Consider the following 14,206-nt stretch of genomic DNA (forward strand, 5'->3'; position numbering starts at 1 on the left):
GCAGGTATGGCGTGCCGGCGAAGCCGACCAGGCCCAGGTTGATGCCCGGCGTGAGCTGACTGGCGAACTGGCCGGCCGCCTCCTCGGCGGCCTTGAGCCGGTTCGGCGGGACGTCGGTGGAGGCCATGGACTCCGAGACATCGATCACCAGCATCACGACAGCCCGGTTGAGCGGGATCCGGACGTCGGACGTCGGCCCGGCCATCGCGGTGGTCAGCAGCACCAGCGACGTGGCCAACAGGATCGTCGGCACGTGCCGCCAGCGGCTGGGGCGCGCCGGCGCGACCCGCTCCAGCACCTCCATGTTGGCGAACCGCAGGACGCGGCGGCGGCGGGCGAACTGCAGCACGACGTAGATGCCCAGGACCAGCAGAACGGCCAGCAGGAACAGGAAGAACCACGCGTTCTGAAAGCCGGTGACCGACACGGGGCCCAGCAGGGGCAACTTCATGTGCAGCCACACTATGCGCCCGGTAGGCCCCGTGCACTCTCCCGCGGGTCAGCCGGCGACGAGGTCGCGGCGCTGCGTGAACTTGATGTCCAGGCTGCGGAGATGGGTCTGCAGCCCGGCGTCCTGGATCGGGATCAGGTGTGCGGCCTGTCCGGTCTCGTTGTAGTGGGCGTGCCACATGCCCGGCGGCGTGGTGAAGGCGCAGCCGGCGCGCCAGTCCACCCGGGTGGGGTCGACGATGTCGCCGTGCTCGTCGAGGCGGGTGCCCAGCAGGGTGTAGCAGCCGCTGGCCGGCGCGTCGAGGATCAGGTCCAGGGCCACCGACTGGTGCCGGTGCGGGCGCTGCACCTGGTTCGGCGGCAGGACGCCGAACATCGCCCACAGCACGTGGGTGATGGTCAGCGTCTGCTCCTGGTTGGTGTTGGCCAGCAGCACGCTGACCCGGCTCTTCTCGTTGGCGCCCGGGCGTGACGCGATCTCCTCCAGCTTCGCGACGGCGTCCGAGCGGCGGAACTTGGTGGCGCGGAACCGCGGCCGGGTGGCGTCGGCGCCCAGGTAGCGCATCAGCGGCTCGTCGTGCACCCAGTACATGGCCGTGTCGGTGGCCGCGTAGAAGACCGAGTGGGTGCCGGCGGGCAACGTCAGGAAGTCCCCCTTCTCCCACTGCACCAGTTGCCCGTTGACCGCGGCGAAGCCCCGCCCGTACAGCACGTAGTAAAGCTGCGAGGTGGCGTTGGGGCTCGTATCGACCTGCTCGCCCGGACGGATGCGCACGAAGTTGGCCAGCAGCGCGGGGCTGGTCGCGGCGCCGGTGTCGATGCCCAGCTCCTTGGACAGATCCAGCGGGATCACACCGGTCGGCTGATCGGTGTAGGTATCCGCATCGAACCGGGTAACCGGCACCTGCGGGACGTGGCCCGAGCCGATCGGGTTGGCGGCCTTCGAGTACTCGAAGTACTCCGCGTCGGAGGCCCAGTCCTGGAAACGACCTTCGAAGCCGTATTCGGCGACGTTGATCATCGGCGCCGGGATCGTCGGATCCAGGTTCGGGGTCACGGATTGTTCGGTGACGGGCATTTTCGCGGCTCCTTCGGCCTGCTCGCGGGCTTCTTCGATGCGTCTCATGTTTCTTTCGTATCTATCTTGTATCTCAGTTGTCGCCCTGTCAAGGGTTTCGGTGGTGTACCGTCACCACACTGCTGGGATACGACTTAGCTACCGGAAGGCTGGATGGCACCGATCGACCCGCGGCCGGCCACGGCCAAGGACCGCGCACTGGACTACGTCAAGACGCAGGTGCTCACCGGCGCGTTCCCGGGCGGGGAGCTGATCAGCGAGGGCGACGTCGCCACGGCGCTCGGAATGTCGCGCACGCCGGTGCGCGAGGCGTTCCTGCGGCTGGAGGCCGAGGGGCTGCTGCGGCTGTACCCGCAGCGGGGCGCCCTGGTCGTCCCGGTGTCCCCGGACGAGGTCCGGTCGGTGATGGAGGCCCGGCTGGTCCTGGAGCAGTTCGCGGCGACCAAGGTGGTCGGCCGCGGGACCGCCTCGTGCGCCGCGATTTTCGATCGGCTCTCCGGCGAGCTTCGGCGGCAGCGCGCCGCCGCCGACCGCTCCGATTGGCCCGACTTCCTCGATGCCGACCGCGCCTTCCACGCCATCACCCTGGCCGAATCGGGGAACGCCATTCTGGCGGGTTTCCACGCGTCGCTGCGGGACCGGCAGATGCGGATGATCGGCGAATCGGCGCTCCGCGATCCGGACCGGGTCACGACCATCATCGACGAGCACCGCGAGATCGCCGAGGCACTGCGCGACGGTGACGGCCCGCGAGCGTCGCGCGCGGTGCAGACCCACCTGGCCAGCACGGTGCGCGCCATCGGGCTGGCTTCCGATCTGATTTGAGCTCAGGCGAATTGTGTTAGAAGTCGCCTGATTCGGGGAAGTCCCGTCGAAGATGGTGCCCACCCCGGGCGCCGCTACGACAGGAGCTCGAAGTGATCACATCCATAATCCTCGCCCTCATCGTGGGCGCGATCATCGGTTTGGTCGCGCGCCTCGTGATGCCGGGCAAGCAGAACGTAGGCATGATCATGACGGTCGTGCTCGGCGCGGTCGGCGGCCTGATCGGCTCATGGGCCGCCAGCCAATTCGGTTACCACAACGCCAACGGCGGGGTGGCCTGGGTTCCGTTCTTCGTCGGGGTGGGCGCCGCCATCGTCCTGATCGCGCTGTACGAAGCGCTGACCGGTCGCCGCACCGGCACCCGGCTGACCCGTTAACCGGTCGGCCGAAAGCTGCGCCGCTCACCCGGATTTCGGGCGGGCGGCGTCAGCCTGCTATCAGCACCGCGTAGCGCGGCTTGATCACGTCGTCGATGATCGCCAGCCGCTCGTCGAAAGGAAGGAACGCCGACTTCATCGCGTTGATGGTGAACCGCTCGAGGTCGCTCCAGCCGTAGCCGAAAGCCTCGACCAAACGCCACATTTCGAGGCTCATCGTGGTATCGCTCATCAGGCGGTTGTCGGTGTTGACGGTCACCCGGAACCGGGTGCGGGCCAACAGGTCGAACGGGTGGTCCGCGATGCTCTTCACGGCGCCGGTCTGCACGTTGGAACTCGGGCACAGCTCCAACGGAATCCGCTTGTCCCGCAGGATGGCCGCCTGCTGGCCCAGCCGGACGCGACCGTCTTCTAGGACCTCGATGTCGTCGACGATACGCACCCCGTGGCCAAGGCGGTCGGCGCCGCAGAACGCGATCGCCTCGTGGATCGACGGCAGCCCGAAGGCCTCGCCCGCGTGAATGGTGAAGCGCGCGTTGTGGTCTCGCATGTACTCGAAGGCGTCCAGGTGCCGCGTCGGCGGGTTGCCCGCCTCGGCCCCGGCGATGTCGAACCCCACAACACCCTTGTCCCGGAACCGGATTGCCAGCTCGGCGATCTCCCGGGACACCGCGGCGTGCCGCATGGCGGTGACCAGCAGCCGCACCACGATCGGCCGGCCCGCGGCGGCGCAGGCCTGCTCGCCGTCGGCGAAACCGGCCAGCACGGCGTCCACGATCTCGTCGAACGACAGGCCCCGGTCGATGTGTAGTTCCGGCGCGAACCGGATCTCGGCGTACACCACCGAATCGGCGGCCAAATCTTCGACGCACTCGTAGGCGACACGATGCAGCGCGTCGGCCGTCTGCATGACCGCCACGGTGTGCGAGAAGGGCTCCAGGTAGCGCTCCAGCGAGCCGCTGTGCGACCGGGTGCGAAACCAGGTGGCCAGCTCGTCGACGTCGGTGGTGGGCAGCCCGTCGTAGCCGGTCTGGCCGGCGATTTCGACCACGGTCGACGGGCGCAGTCCCCCGTCGAGGTGATCGTGCAGCAGCGCCTTGGGCGCCCGCTTGATCTGCTCGAGGCCCAGCGGTGTTGTCACGTCAGGATCCGATCGATGACCAACGGCCGCGGATCGGGCGCCGAGTCGCCGACTCGGTAGCCGCCGTCCAATTCGGACAGCGCGGCGCCGAAGCGCTCCGGGGTGTCGGTATAGAGGGTGAACAGCGGCGCGCCGGGCGCCACGGGGTCGCCGGGGCGGCGATGGATCCGGATGCCGGCGCCGGCCTGCACCCGTTCGCCCGGACGGGATCTGCCCGCACCGAGCCGCCAAGCCGCCTGCCCCACTGCCATCGCGTCGATATCGCCCATTGTGCCGCCCCGCCCCGCGGCCACGGTCTCGGAATGCGCACCGATCGGCAACGGAACCGACAGATCCCCGCCCTGAGCCGCGACGAGCCGGCGGAATCGGTCCATCGCGGTGCCGTCGCGCAGCGTCGCGGCGGGGTCGCGGCCGTCGAGCCCGGCCAGCTCGAGCATCTCGCCGGCCAGGCGCACCGTCAGCTCGACCACGTCGGGCGGCCCGCCGCCGGCCAGCACGTCCAGCGCCTCGGCGACCTCGAGGGCGTTGCCGACGGTCGCGCCCAGCGGGGTGTTCATATCGGTCAGCAGCGCGCGGGTCGGCACGTCGTGCGCCGCGCCCAGCTCCACCATGGTGTGGGCCAGCTCGCGGCACCGGTCCGGAGAACGCAGCAGGGCTCCGGAGCCCACCTTCACGTCGAGCACCAGGGCGCCGGTCCCCTCGGCCAGCTTCTTGCTCATCACCGAGCTGGCGATCAGGGGCAGCGACTCGACGGTCGCGGTGACGTCGCGCAGCGCGTACAGCTTGGCGTCGGCCGGGGCCAGCTCGCCGGCGGCGAAGATGGCCGCGCCGACGTCGAGCAGTTGCGCGCGCACCCGCCGGTTGGACAGCACGGGGGTGAACCCGGCGATCGCCTCGAGCTTGTCCAGGGTGCCGCCGGTGTGCCCGAGCCCGCGCCCCGACGCCTGGGGCACTGCCGCACCGCAGGCGGCGACGACGGCCACCAGGGGCAGGGTGATCTTGTCCCCCACGCCGCCGGTGGAGTGCTTGTCGACGGTGGGCATCGGCAGGTCGCGGAAGTCCAGCCGCGGGCCGGAGGCCAGCATGGCCGCGGTCCAGCGGGCGGTCTCGCCGCGGTCCATGCCGCGCAGGAAGATCGCCATCAGCAGCGCCGACATCTGTTCCTCGGCCACCCGGCCGTGGGTGTAGGCGTCGACGACCCACGCGATGGCGGCATCGGACAGCCGGCCGCCGTCGCGCTTGGTTCGGATCACCGTCGGCGCGTCGAATGCGTGGTCGGTCAACGGGGTTCCCGCGGCAGGTCGGCGTCGAAGGCGTCGGGCAGCAGCTCGCCGAGGCGGCGGGGCCCGGCCGGGTGGTCGATCAGCAGCTCGGGGCCGCCGTGCTCGAGGAGCAGCTGGCGGCACCGCCCGCAGGGCATCAGCGCGGCCCCTCGGCCGTCGACGCAGGCCAGCGCGACCAGCCGGCCGCCACCCGTCGCGTGTAGGGCGGACACCACACCGCATTCGGCACAGAGACCAAGGCCATATGAGACGTTCTCCACATTGCAGCCGGTGACGACCCGCCCGTCGTCCACCAGCGCGGCCGCCCCCACCGGGAACCGCGAATAGGGCGCGTAGGCCCCCGCCGCGGCACCGATTGCCATGCGGCGCAGCGCTTTCCAATCGACATCAGGCATACCCGACCCCGCTCAGCTCTTGCCACCCAAGACTGTCACCCTAACCCTGACGGGCGAGTTCGCCCGGCGCACCGCTCGGCGCGGGTCGTCCCCGCGCGGGGTTAGGCTGAACTGGGTCGATGTCAGAAGGCGGTGAGGACTCCGGTGACCACACAGGCGACAACCGCGGATCCGGCGGCACAATCTGCACCCTCGCGCAGGCGGCGACCACCCCGCACCCTGTATCGGGGCGACCCGGGCATGTGGTCGTGGGTGCTGCACCGCATCAGCGGCGCGACGATCTTCTTCTTCCTGTTCGTCCACGTGCTGGACGCCGCGATGCTGCGGGTGAGCCCGCAGACCTACAACGCGGTGATCCACGACTACCAGACCCCGGTCGTCGGCCTGATGGAGTACGGGCTGGTGGCCGCCGTCCTCTTCCACGGGCTGAACGGGATCCGCGTCATCCTGATCGACTTCTGGTCGGAGGGCCCCCGCTACCAGAGGTTGATGTTCTGGATCGTCGGAATCGTCTTCCTGCTGCTGATGGTTCCGGCCGGTGTGGTGACGGGCATTCACATCTTCGAGCACCTGCGATGAGCTCCCCCGACCTGCAGCTGGGCCGCGGCCAGGTGGCCCCGGTCCGCCAGCGCAGCCACGACCGGCCGGCCAGCCTCGACAACCCGCGCTCGCCGCGGCGCCGCGCGGGCATCCCCAACTTCGAGAAGTTCGCCTGGCTGTTCATGCGGTTCTCCGGTGTCGCGCTGATCGTCCTGGCCGTCGGGCACCTGTTCATCATGCTGATGTGGGACAACGGCGTGTACCGCATCGACTTCAACTACGTCGCGCAGCGCTGGGCATCGCCGTTCTGGCAGTTCTGGGACCTCGCCCTGTTGTGGCTGGCGCAGCTGCACGGCGGCAACGGCCTGCGCACCATCATCGACGACTACAGCCGCAAGGACAGCACCCGGTTCTGGCTCAACAGCCTGCTGTTGCTGTCGATGGGGTTCACGTTGGTCCTCGGCACCTACGTGCTGGTGACATTCGACCCGAACATCGGAGGCTGAGGTGATCCAGCAACACCGCTACGACGTGGTCATCGTCGGCGCCGGCGGTGCCGGCATGCGCGCGGCGGTGGAGGCCGGCCCCCGCGTCCGGACCGCCGTACTCACCAAGCTCTACCCCACGCGTAGCCACACCGGCGCCGCCCAAGGGGGCATGTGCGCGGCCCTGGCCAACGTCGAGGACGACAACTGGGAATGGCACACCTTCGACACCGTCAAGGGCGGCGACTACCTCGCCGACCAGGACGCGGTGGAGATCATGTGCAAGGAAGCCATCGACGCCGTGCTCGACCTGGAGAAGATGGGGATGCCGTTCAACCGCACCCCAGAGGGCCGCATCGACCAGCGCCGCTTCGGCGGGCACACCCGCGAGCACGGCAAGGCCCCGGTGCGCCGGGCGTGCTACGCCGCCGACCGCACCGGCCACATGATCCTGCAGACCCTCTACCAGAACTGCGTCAAGCACGACGTGCAGTTCTTCAACGAGTTCTACGCCCTGGACCTGGTTCTGACGCAGACGCCGAGCGGCCCAGTCGCCACCGGCGTGGTGGCCTACGAGCTGGCCACCGGTGAGATCCACGTCTTCCACGCCAAGGCCGTGGTGCTGGCGACCGGCGGCTCGGGCCGGATGTACAAGACCACCTCCAACGCGCACACGCTCACCGGCGACGGCATCGGCATCGTGTTCCGCAAGGGACTTCCGTTGGAGGACATGGAGTTTCACCAGTTCCATCCCACCGGCCTGGCGGGGCTGGGCATCCTGATCTCCGAGGCGGTGCGCGGCGAGGGCGGGCGACTGCTCAACGGCGAGGGCGAGCGCTTCATGGAGCGCTACGCGCCGACCATCGTCGACCTGGCGCCCCGCGACATCGTCGCCCGCTCAATGGTTTTGGAGGTGCTGGAGGGCCGCGGCGCCGGCCCGCACAAGGACTACGTCTACATCGACGTGCGCCACCTCGGCGAGGACGTGCTCGAGGCCAAGCTGCCCGACATCACCGAGTTCGCCCGCACCTACCTGGGCGTCGACCCGGTGCACGAGCTAGTCCCCGTATACCCGACGTGTCACTACGTCATGGGCGGCATCCCCACCACCGTCACCGGACAGGTGTTGCGGGACAACACGTCCACGGTGCCGGGCCTGTACGCGGCCGGCGAGTGCGCGTGTGTGTCGGTGCACGGCGCCAACCGGCTGGGCACCAATTCGCTGTTGGACATCAACGTGTTCGGCCGTCGGGCCGGGATAGCCGCCGCGGACTACGCCGACGGGCACGACTTCGTCGACATGCCGCCCAACCCGGAGGCGATGGTCGTCGGCTGGGTCGGTGACATCTTGAGCGAGCACGGCAACGAGCGGGTGGCCGACATCCGTGGCGCGCTGCAGCAGTCGATGGACAACAACGCCGCCGTGTTCCGCACCGAGGAGACGCTCAAGCAGGCGCTGACCGACATCCACGCGCTCAAGGAGCGGTATTCGCGAATCACGGTGCACGACAAGGGAAAGCGGTTCAATAGCGACCTGCTGGAGGCCATCGAGCTGGGCTTCCTGCTGGAGCTGGCCGAGGTCACCGTGGTCGGCGCGCTGAACCGCAAGGAGTCCCGCGGCGGGCACGCCCGGGAGGACTACCCGAACCGCGACGACGTGAACTACATGCGCCACACCATGGCCTACAAGCAGGGCAGCGACCTGCTGAGCGACATCGCGCTGGACTTCAAGCCCGTCGTGCAGACCCGCTACGAACCGAAGGAACGGAAGTACTGATGACCGACACGGTCGAGGCAGACATCGAGCGGGGACCCGAGCCGCCACTACCGCCGATCCCCGATGGCGCGGTCCTGGTGACCGTGAAGATCGCCCGGTTCAACCCCGACAACCCCGACGCCTTCGCGGAAACCGGTGGCTGGCAAAGCTTTCGGGTGCCCTGCCTGCCCAGCGACCGGCTGCTGAACCTGTTGATCTACATCAAGAGCTACCTGGACGGCACGCTCACCTTCCGGCGCTCCTGCGCCCACGGCGTGTGCGGTTCGGACGCCATGCGCATCAACGGCGTCAACCGGCTGGCCTGCAAGGTGCTGATGCGCGACCTGCTGCCCGAGAAGAAGGGCAAGCAACTCACCATCACGGTCGAACCGATCCGTGGGCTGCCGGTGGAAAAAGACCTGGTGGTCAACATGGAGCCGTTCTTCGACGCCTACCGCGCCGTCAAGCCCTACCTGGTCACCAGCGGCAATCCCCCTACGCGCGAACGCATTCAGAGCCCCACCGACCGCGCCCGCTACGACGACACCACCAAGTGCATCCTGTGCGCGGCCTGCACCACCAGTTGCCCGATCTTCTGGCATGAGGGCAGCTACTACGGCCCGGCGGCGATCGTCAACGCGCACCGGTTCATCTTCGACAGCCGCGACGAAGCCGCCGCCGAGCGCCTGGACATCCTCAACGAGGTCGACGGCGTGTGGCGCTGCCGCACCACGTTCAACTGCACCGAGGCCTGCCCGCGCGGCATCCAGATCACCAAGGCGATCCAAGAGGTCAAGCGCGCGCTGATGTTCACCCGCTGATCATCTGCGCGGGTCGCACAGCTCGTGATGATTGCTTCGGTTGCCGCCCAACCGCTTGGCCTCGTACATCGCCGCGTCGGCGGCGGTGACCAACTCGGCCAGCAGCGATTGCGGTTCGGCTCCGGTGTCGTCGATCTGGGCGCAGGCGGTGCCGATGCTGGCCGTCACCCCCGCGGCCGACGTGGCGATGACCCGACACACCTGCGTGGCCAACGATTCGGCGTTGCAGGTCTTGGCGGTGCCGACCAGCAGGAATTCCTCACCGCCGCTGCGCGCCACCACCGCCTGGTCGTCGCAAGCGGCCAACAGGGCCTGGGCGACTTGAACGAGCGCCCGGTCCCCGGCGGCGTGACCGAGCCTGTCGTTGATCGCTTTGAAATGGTCGAGGTCGATCAGCATGACCACCAGGTGGGAGTCGATGCCCCGGCGCGCCACGATCATCCCGAGCGCCTCGTGCTGGAATGCGCGCCTGTTCAGCAGGCCGGTCAACGGATCCCGGTCGGCCTGCAGCAGATCTCCGGTCAAGGCGCGCATCAGGATCCGGATGGCCAGCGGTAGCGCGATGTTGACTTCGATCACCAGCCACAGATCCACCCCGGCGAGGCTGGGATGCCCGGATCTCGCGAGCGACAACGCCTCCCAGGATCCCACCGCGGCGGCCACCGCGAAGTTGTACAGCACCAATCCGGTGGTGTGAAAGAACGCCATGTAGGCGCCGAAGGTCGCAAAGGCGATGCAGCCGATCAGCGCGGCCAGCGGGTTCGGATGCGCGAGGCACGCCAGCGCGCTGGCGGTGTTGCACGTCAGGCCGAACGCGATGGACTGGCCGCGCGTCGGCCAGCGCCACGCCCACAGGAGCACCCCCGCCACCCCGCCCGCGACGGCCACCCACATCATCGCCACCGGTACCGATCCGCGGGGACCGTCCGAGCCGGCCAGCAGGGCGATCAGGCACAACACCATCGATGCCGAAATGAACGCCATCACGGCCCGAGTGGCGCCGCTGAGGCCTCGCGAAGCGAGGTAGCCGGAGAGCCAGTCGTACTGATCGGCCCGCCGGCTAGACACCGCGGTCATCGTTGACTCGCAATCACACCACCGCTCATCGACGTCGAAAGGCTAGCCGCATGCTACGACTCTCCGGTGCCACGCGAGGCACATTCCGTCCGTCACACTTTGGCGGCCCATCCCGTCTTCAGGGGTATGACACAGAGAACCCGCATCGAGCCCCTGTCCCCCCGGCGCGCCGGCCTGCTGACCCGCGCGATGTACCGGATCGCCGAGCGGCGCTACGGCCAGGTCCCCGAACCGTTCACCGTGACGGCCCACCACCGCAAGCTGATGGTCGCCGGCGCCGTGCACGAGACGATGATCGACCGGGCGTCCAAGGCGCTGCCGGTCGGCGTGCGTGAGCTGGCGGTGTTGTGGACCGCGCGCAGCATCGGCTGTTCGTGGTGCGTCGACTTCGGGTCCATGCTGCAGCGCCTCGACGGCCTGGACATCGAGCGGCTCAAAGACATCGACAACTACGCCAGCTCACCACTTTTCACCGACGACGAGCGCGCCGCGATCCGCTATGCCGACGCGATGAGCACCGATCCGCACGCCGTCACCGACGAGCAGGTCGCCGACCTGCGCGCCCGGTTCGGCGATGCCGGCGTGATCGAGTTGACCTACCAGATCGGCGTGGAGAACATGCGGGCCCGGATGAACACCGCGCTGGGGATCACCGAGCAGGGCTTCAGTTCCGGCGACGCCTGCCGCGTGCCCTGGGCTGACGAAGTCGGGGGATAGCATCCCCGATCGCCGGAAACGGACGTCTCGATCGCTCGCCGGCAGCGGCGCGGACGTGATCGCCCTCGCATGCAACGCCACCACGATCGAACGCGCGGCGGGCGCACCGGCATGCGTCGGGATGGTCGAGGCGACGGCTCGGACGCTGCGACGGCTCGACGTCCGCCGGGTCGGCCTGCTCGCGTCGAGCATCATGGTGTCGTCCGCGGCCTACGAGCGCGGCCTGGCCGAGGTGGGCATCACCGTCGTGGCGCCGGCCCCGTGCGATCAGGAGATCATCGACCGGTTCATCGAATCGCTTCGGCGGTCCCGGACTCCGATCCCCGTCCCGGGGCAATTCCTCCGGGCGATCGCCGCGATCGGCGACGACGTGGACGCGCTGCTGCTGGACTGCAATGAGCTCTTCGGTGTCGTCGACGCCGAGATGGCCGGCAAGCCCGTCGTCGACAGCGTGACCGCGCTGGTCGAGGAATCCGCACGCTTGTTGGTGAATCCGGTCGCCCCCACCCCCGCGGTGACCGACATTGAATCCATTGCCGCTAAACGCCCGTCCCACCGCTGGTCGCTATCGCGTTGGCGGCCACGCCGGCCGCAGCCCAGCGCCGGCGAACTCGTTCGCCTCGGCGATATCCCCTAGGGCGCAAGTCTTTTCGTTGCACACGCCGATCGCGAGAATCGCATCGGCGTGTCTTGACGCCGGTCGTCGCCGACGGCGGCCTCAGCAACCGCCGCCGTCCGGGCGGTGCGACATTGAAGGCATCAGCGCCCACCGCAACGTTGTTCGCGCGCGAAAAGAGCGGCGGGTGAATCTTTTCGCAGAGATCCGAAAACCGCTCGAACGTCGTGATATACAGCGATTACTCCTGGGCTCGTCGCTAGTCACCGCGGGATCGGCCACGGCGGACCGGGGGCCGGCTTGCCGGCGCATACAGGTTGCGGAACTGGTGCGAAGCCAAACGGAGGGGTATGAAGTCACCCTTGGACTGGTCGCTGATCGACTTCCCGGCGCAGGCGCTGATCGCGGTCTCGGTGCTCGGCCTCGTGGTCGCGCTGCTGTGGCGGCGCGAGCGCCGGTGGTGGCTACGGGCGGTGCCGCTGTGCGTGGCTATCGCGGCGGCGGTCGCGGCAGCCTGCTATTTCATAGTGAACTACCGCTGGCATCCCTACCCCGACATCATCCCGTGGACTCTGTTCGCGTGGGGCGGGCTCGCCGCCCTGGTGTCGTGCCTGTCGGCCGTCAGGATGCGTCGGTCCGGCTGGCCGGCACGCGCGCTGATGGTGCTGGGCGTGCTGTGGTCGGTGGTCGTGATCGCCGCGCAGGCCAACATCCACTACGCGGCGTTCACCACCGCACGCAAGCTGGTCAACCCGCTGCTGCACCCAGTCGGCGACCTGTCCTCGGTCACGCCGAGCCAGGCCAGCGCGGTGCGCGCCTCGGCGGGCGGCACCCTCGAACAGCTGTGGCAGCCGCCGGCGAACATGCCCACGGACGGCAAGGTGGTGAAGGCGTCGATTCCGGCTTCGGGAGGGTTCACCCCGCGTGAGGCGCTGATCTACCTGCCCCCGGCATACCTGGCGACGCCGCGGCCCGAATTGCCGGTGCTCGTGGTCATTCCCGGCGACCCGGGGGCGCCGCGCGACTGGATCGACAAGGTGCACATCGACGACGCGCTCGGCCAGTTCGCCGCGCAGCACAAGGGGCTGGCCCCGGTGGTGGTGATGGCCGACCAACAGGGCGTCGCGGAAAACAATCCCAGCTGCGTCGACTCCGCCTGGGGCAGGCCGCAGACCTACCTCGCCGAGGACCTTCCGCGCTGGGTGTCGGCGAACCTGCAAGTGAGCCGGGACCACCGGCAGTGGGGCGTCGGCGGCCTGTCGTCGGGAGGAACCTGCTCGCTGCTGGTGGCCCTTCGCGCCCCCGAGACCTTTCCGAACCTGGTGGACATGTCCGGGCAGCGCGAGCCGATCCTGACCAGCCACGCCGAAATCGTCGCCAAGTTGTTCAACGGCGACGAGGCCGCCTACAACAACGTCACACCGAAGGACATCATGGCCAAGCGGCAGTATCCCGACACCAACGCGCTGATCACGGCGGGCTCCGACGACCGGGTCTACAACCCCCAGCAGCGGGAGATCTACGAGGCCTGCCGGCAGGCCGGCATGAAGGCGCAGTGGCAGGAATTTCCCGGGGGGCACACCTTCGCCGTGTTCCGGGCCTCGTTCGAAGCGGCGATTCCCTGGCTGGCGACGCGCACGGGGCTGACCCAATGACCGCCGCGGTGCTCGACGCACCGACCGCGGTGCTCGACAAGCGCGCCGTCGTGCAGCACAACGCGCGGCGGGCGCTCGCGCTGCTGCGGCAGTCGCCGGTAACCGTCGGGCTGGTCGTCGCGCTGTGGGTGCTCGGCGCGATCACCCACGCGTGGTCGGTGTGGTCGAACAACACCGAGAACTCGCCGGGCATGCCCCACGGCCTCGTTTCGAAAGTCGCCGTCGGCACGTCCCAGCTGGAGCGCGGCTTCTGGTGGACCCCGTTCACCGCCGGGCTGTGGAACGTGTCGCTGGCCGCCTACGTGGTCGCCACGCTGTTCACCCTGGCCGTGGGCGTTTCCGCCGAACGGTTGCTCGGTCCTCGCCGGACCGCGCTGTTCCTGGTGACCGGCCAGGTGCTGAGCAGCCTGCTCGGCGTCGGTGCCGTCGCGCTGCTGGCACACACCGGTGACTCGTGGTTGACCAACCTCGACAAGGAGGTCGCGGTCGGCACCACGCCGGCGCTGGTCTGCCTCGCCGTGGTGATGACGTTCAAGCTGTCGGCGCTCTGGCGACGCCGGCTGCGATTGGTGATGTTCAGCGGCGTAGTGGTGTTCGCGCTGTATTCGGGCACCCTGCTCGACGTCTTGCGGGTTTTCGGCGCGGTGGTCGGACTGCTGCTGGGCTGGCTGCTCTACCGCTCGGAAGCGCGCGCCGCCGTCTCGCCGCCCTCACGCTCGGAGTCCAGGGTGCTGGTGGGCACCGTGGTCGCGGCCACGGCGTTCGGCCCGCTGCTGACCCTGCTCGGTTCCACCGGCGCCTGGCTCGCCTACCCCGGCTACGGCCCGCTGCGGATCTTGCAATCGCTGTTCGCCTCGCCCGCCGAGGACAGCGAGCGCATGCATCAGCTGTGCGCCGACCCCGGGTTGAGTGAAGCGTGCCGGCTGGCGGTCTCGCAGACCTTGGGGACGGGTGTGGGCTCGGCGATCACCTCGGTGGGCCCGGCGCTGC

Annotated in this window: 15 protein-coding genes and 1 pseudogene; 10 read left to right on the top strand and 6 right to left on the bottom strand. The window is 69.0% G+C overall.

What is annotated here, in order from left to right; genetic code table 11:
• Positions 1 to 451 (bottom strand): VWA domain-containing protein (locus A5701_RS10095; protein WP_156670033.1); only part of this gene is annotated, 451 nt, incomplete at its 3' end.
• A gap of 48 nt (positions 452 to 499) precedes the next feature.
• Positions 500 to 1,528: a cupin domain-containing protein gene (locus A5701_RS10100; protein ID WP_067752009.1), complete on the bottom strand. Its 1,029-nt coding sequence runs from the start codon at positions 1,526 to 1,528 to the stop codon at positions 500 to 502.
• A 153-nt stretch (positions 1,529 to 1,681) separates the two neighbouring features.
• On the opposite strand from A5701_RS10100, the gene A5701_RS10105 reads away from it, so the two are divergent.
• Both A5701_RS10105 and A5701_RS10110 read left to right on the top strand, forming a co-directional pair.
• Entirely contained in the window at positions 1,682 to 2,353 is a 672-nt protein-coding gene (locus tag A5701_RS10105) for a GntR family transcriptional regulator (protein ID WP_067752013.1), read from the top strand.
• Positions 2,354 to 2,445: 92 nt separating this feature from the next.
• Positions 2,446 to 2,730: a GlsB/YeaQ/YmgE family stress response membrane protein gene (locus A5701_RS10110; protein ID WP_067752016.1), complete on the top strand. Its 285-nt coding sequence runs from the start codon at positions 2,446 to 2,448 to the stop codon at positions 2,728 to 2,730.
• Between the two features lie 49 nt (positions 2,731 to 2,779).
• Here the strand turns inward: A5701_RS10110 and A5701_RS10115 are convergent, their stop codons facing one another.
• Genes A5701_RS10115 through A5701_RS10125 form a run of 3 tightly spaced genes read right to left on the bottom strand, consistent with a single transcriptional unit; the run spans position 2,780 to position 5,549 of the window.
• Positions 2,780 to 3,871 (bottom strand): adenosine deaminase, encoded by a 1,092-nt coding sequence (locus A5701_RS10115; protein WP_067752019.1) that lies wholly within the window; start codon positions 3,869 to 3,871, stop codon positions 2,780 to 2,782.
• On the bottom strand, positions 3,868 to 5,154 hold the full coding sequence (locus A5701_RS10120) for a thymidine phosphorylase (protein WP_067752022.1): 1,287 nt from the start codon (positions 5,152 to 5,154) through the stop codon (positions 3,868 to 3,870). The genes A5701_RS10115 and A5701_RS10120 overlap by 4 nt, the downstream gene beginning before the upstream one ends.
• Positions 5,151 to 5,549, bottom strand: coding sequence for a cytidine deaminase (locus tag A5701_RS10125; RefSeq protein WP_067752025.1), 399 nt, complete (start codon positions 5,547 to 5,549; stop codon positions 5,151 to 5,153). Before A5701_RS10125 ends, A5701_RS10120 begins: the two co-directional genes overlap by 4 nt.
• Positions 5,550 to 5,789: 240 nt before the next feature.
• On the opposite strand from A5701_RS10125, the gene sdhC reads away from it, so the two are divergent.
• Genes sdhC through A5701_RS10145 form a run of 4 tightly spaced genes read left to right on the top strand, consistent with a single transcriptional unit; the run spans position 5,790 to position 9,151 of the window.
• The gene (gene sdhC, locus A5701_RS10130; RefSeq protein WP_067752028.1) at positions 5,790 to 6,128 is read left to right on the top strand and encodes a succinate dehydrogenase, cytochrome b556 subunit; all 339 of its coding nucleotides are present in this window, start codon (positions 5,790 to 5,792) and stop codon (positions 6,126 to 6,128) included.
• Positions 6,125 to 6,595 (top strand): succinate dehydrogenase hydrophobic membrane anchor subunit, encoded by a 471-nt coding sequence (locus tag A5701_RS10135; protein WP_067280659.1) that lies wholly within the window; start codon positions 6,125 to 6,127, stop codon positions 6,593 to 6,595. The genes sdhC and A5701_RS10135 overlap by 4 nt, the downstream gene beginning before the upstream one ends.
• Position 6,596: 1 nt before the next feature.
• Positions 6,597 to 8,351, top strand: a complete 1,755-nt coding sequence (gene sdhA / locus A5701_RS10140; protein ID WP_067752031.1) for a succinate dehydrogenase flavoprotein subunit — start codon at positions 6,597 to 6,599, stop codon at positions 8,349 to 8,351.
• Positions 8,351 to 9,151 carry a succinate dehydrogenase iron-sulfur subunit gene (locus A5701_RS10145; protein ID WP_067752035.1) on the top strand — a complete coding sequence of 267 codons (801 nt, stop codon included), beginning with the start codon at positions 8,351 to 8,353 and terminating at the stop codon, positions 9,149 to 9,151. Before sdhA ends, A5701_RS10145 begins: the two co-directional genes overlap by 1 nt.
• On the opposite strand, the gene A5701_RS10150 is transcribed toward A5701_RS10145, so the two are convergent.
• Positions 9,152 to 10,228, bottom strand: a complete 1,077-nt coding sequence (locus A5701_RS10150; RefSeq protein ID WP_067752038.1) for a diguanylate cyclase — start codon at positions 10,226 to 10,228, stop codon at positions 9,152 to 9,154.
• Between the two features lie 92 nt (positions 10,229 to 10,320).
• Here A5701_RS10150 and A5701_RS10155 point away from each other — a divergent pair.
• From A5701_RS10155 to A5701_RS10170, 4 genes and pseudogenes are all read left to right on the top strand, one after another.
• Positions 10,321 to 10,945 (top strand): annotated as a pseudogene (locus A5701_RS10155) (carboxymuconolactone decarboxylase family protein); the annotation flags it as partial.
• Position 10,946: 1 nt separating this feature from the next.
• Positions 10,947 to 11,582 carry an aspartate/glutamate racemase family protein gene (locus A5701_RS10160; RefSeq protein ID WP_255396790.1) on the top strand — a complete coding sequence of 212 codons (636 nt, stop codon included), beginning with the start codon at positions 10,947 to 10,949 and terminating at the stop codon, positions 11,580 to 11,582.
• Positions 11,583 to 11,911: 329 nt separating this feature from the next.
• Positions 11,912 to 13,216, top strand: coding sequence for an esterase family protein (locus A5701_RS10165; RefSeq protein WP_067752080.1), 1,305 nt, complete (start codon positions 11,912 to 11,914; stop codon positions 13,214 to 13,216).
• Positions 13,213 to 14,206, top strand: a 994-nt coding sequence (locus tag A5701_RS10170) for a rhomboid family intramembrane serine protease (protein ID WP_369807405.1), incomplete at its 3' end; no start/stop codon positions are given. The genes A5701_RS10165 and A5701_RS10170, both read left to right, overlap by 4 nt.

The organism is Mycobacterium sp. E3305, assembly GCF_001666785.1.
In the GTDB taxonomy this organism is placed as follows: Bacteria; Actinomycetota; Actinomycetes; order Mycobacteriales; family Mycobacteriaceae; genus Mycobacterium.

Excerpts from the sequence above, each read along its gene's own strand:
- A5701_RS10100 (WP_067752009.1), bottom strand. The coding sequence starts at position 1,528 with ATGCCCGTCACCGAACAATCCGTGACCCCGAACCTGGATCCGACGATC.
- A5701_RS10105 (WP_067752013.1), top strand. The coding sequence starts at position 1,682 with ATGGCACCGATCGACCCGCGGCCGGCCACGGCCAAGGACCGCGCACTG.
- A5701_RS10125 (WP_067752025.1), bottom strand. The coding sequence starts at position 5,549 with ATGCCTGATGTCGATTGGAAAGCGCTGCGCCGCATGGCAATCGGTGCC.
- sdhC (WP_067752028.1), top strand. The coding sequence starts at position 5,790 with ATGTGGTCGTGGGTGCTGCACCGCATCAGCGGCGCGACGATCTTCTTC.
- A5701_RS10135 (WP_067280659.1), top strand. The coding sequence starts at position 6,125 with ATGAGCTCCCCCGACCTGCAGCTGGGCCGCGGCCAGGTGGCCCCGGTC.
- A5701_RS10145 (WP_067752035.1), top strand. The coding sequence starts at position 8,351 with ATGACCGACACGGTCGAGGCAGACATCGAGCGGGGACCCGAGCCGCCA.
- A5701_RS10150 (WP_067752038.1), bottom strand. The coding sequence starts at position 10,228 with ATGACCGCGGTGTCTAGCCGGCGGGCCGATCAGTACGACTGGCTCTCC.
- A5701_RS10165 (WP_067752080.1), top strand. The coding sequence starts at position 11,912 with ATGAAGTCACCCTTGGACTGGTCGCTGATCGACTTCCCGGCGCAGGCG.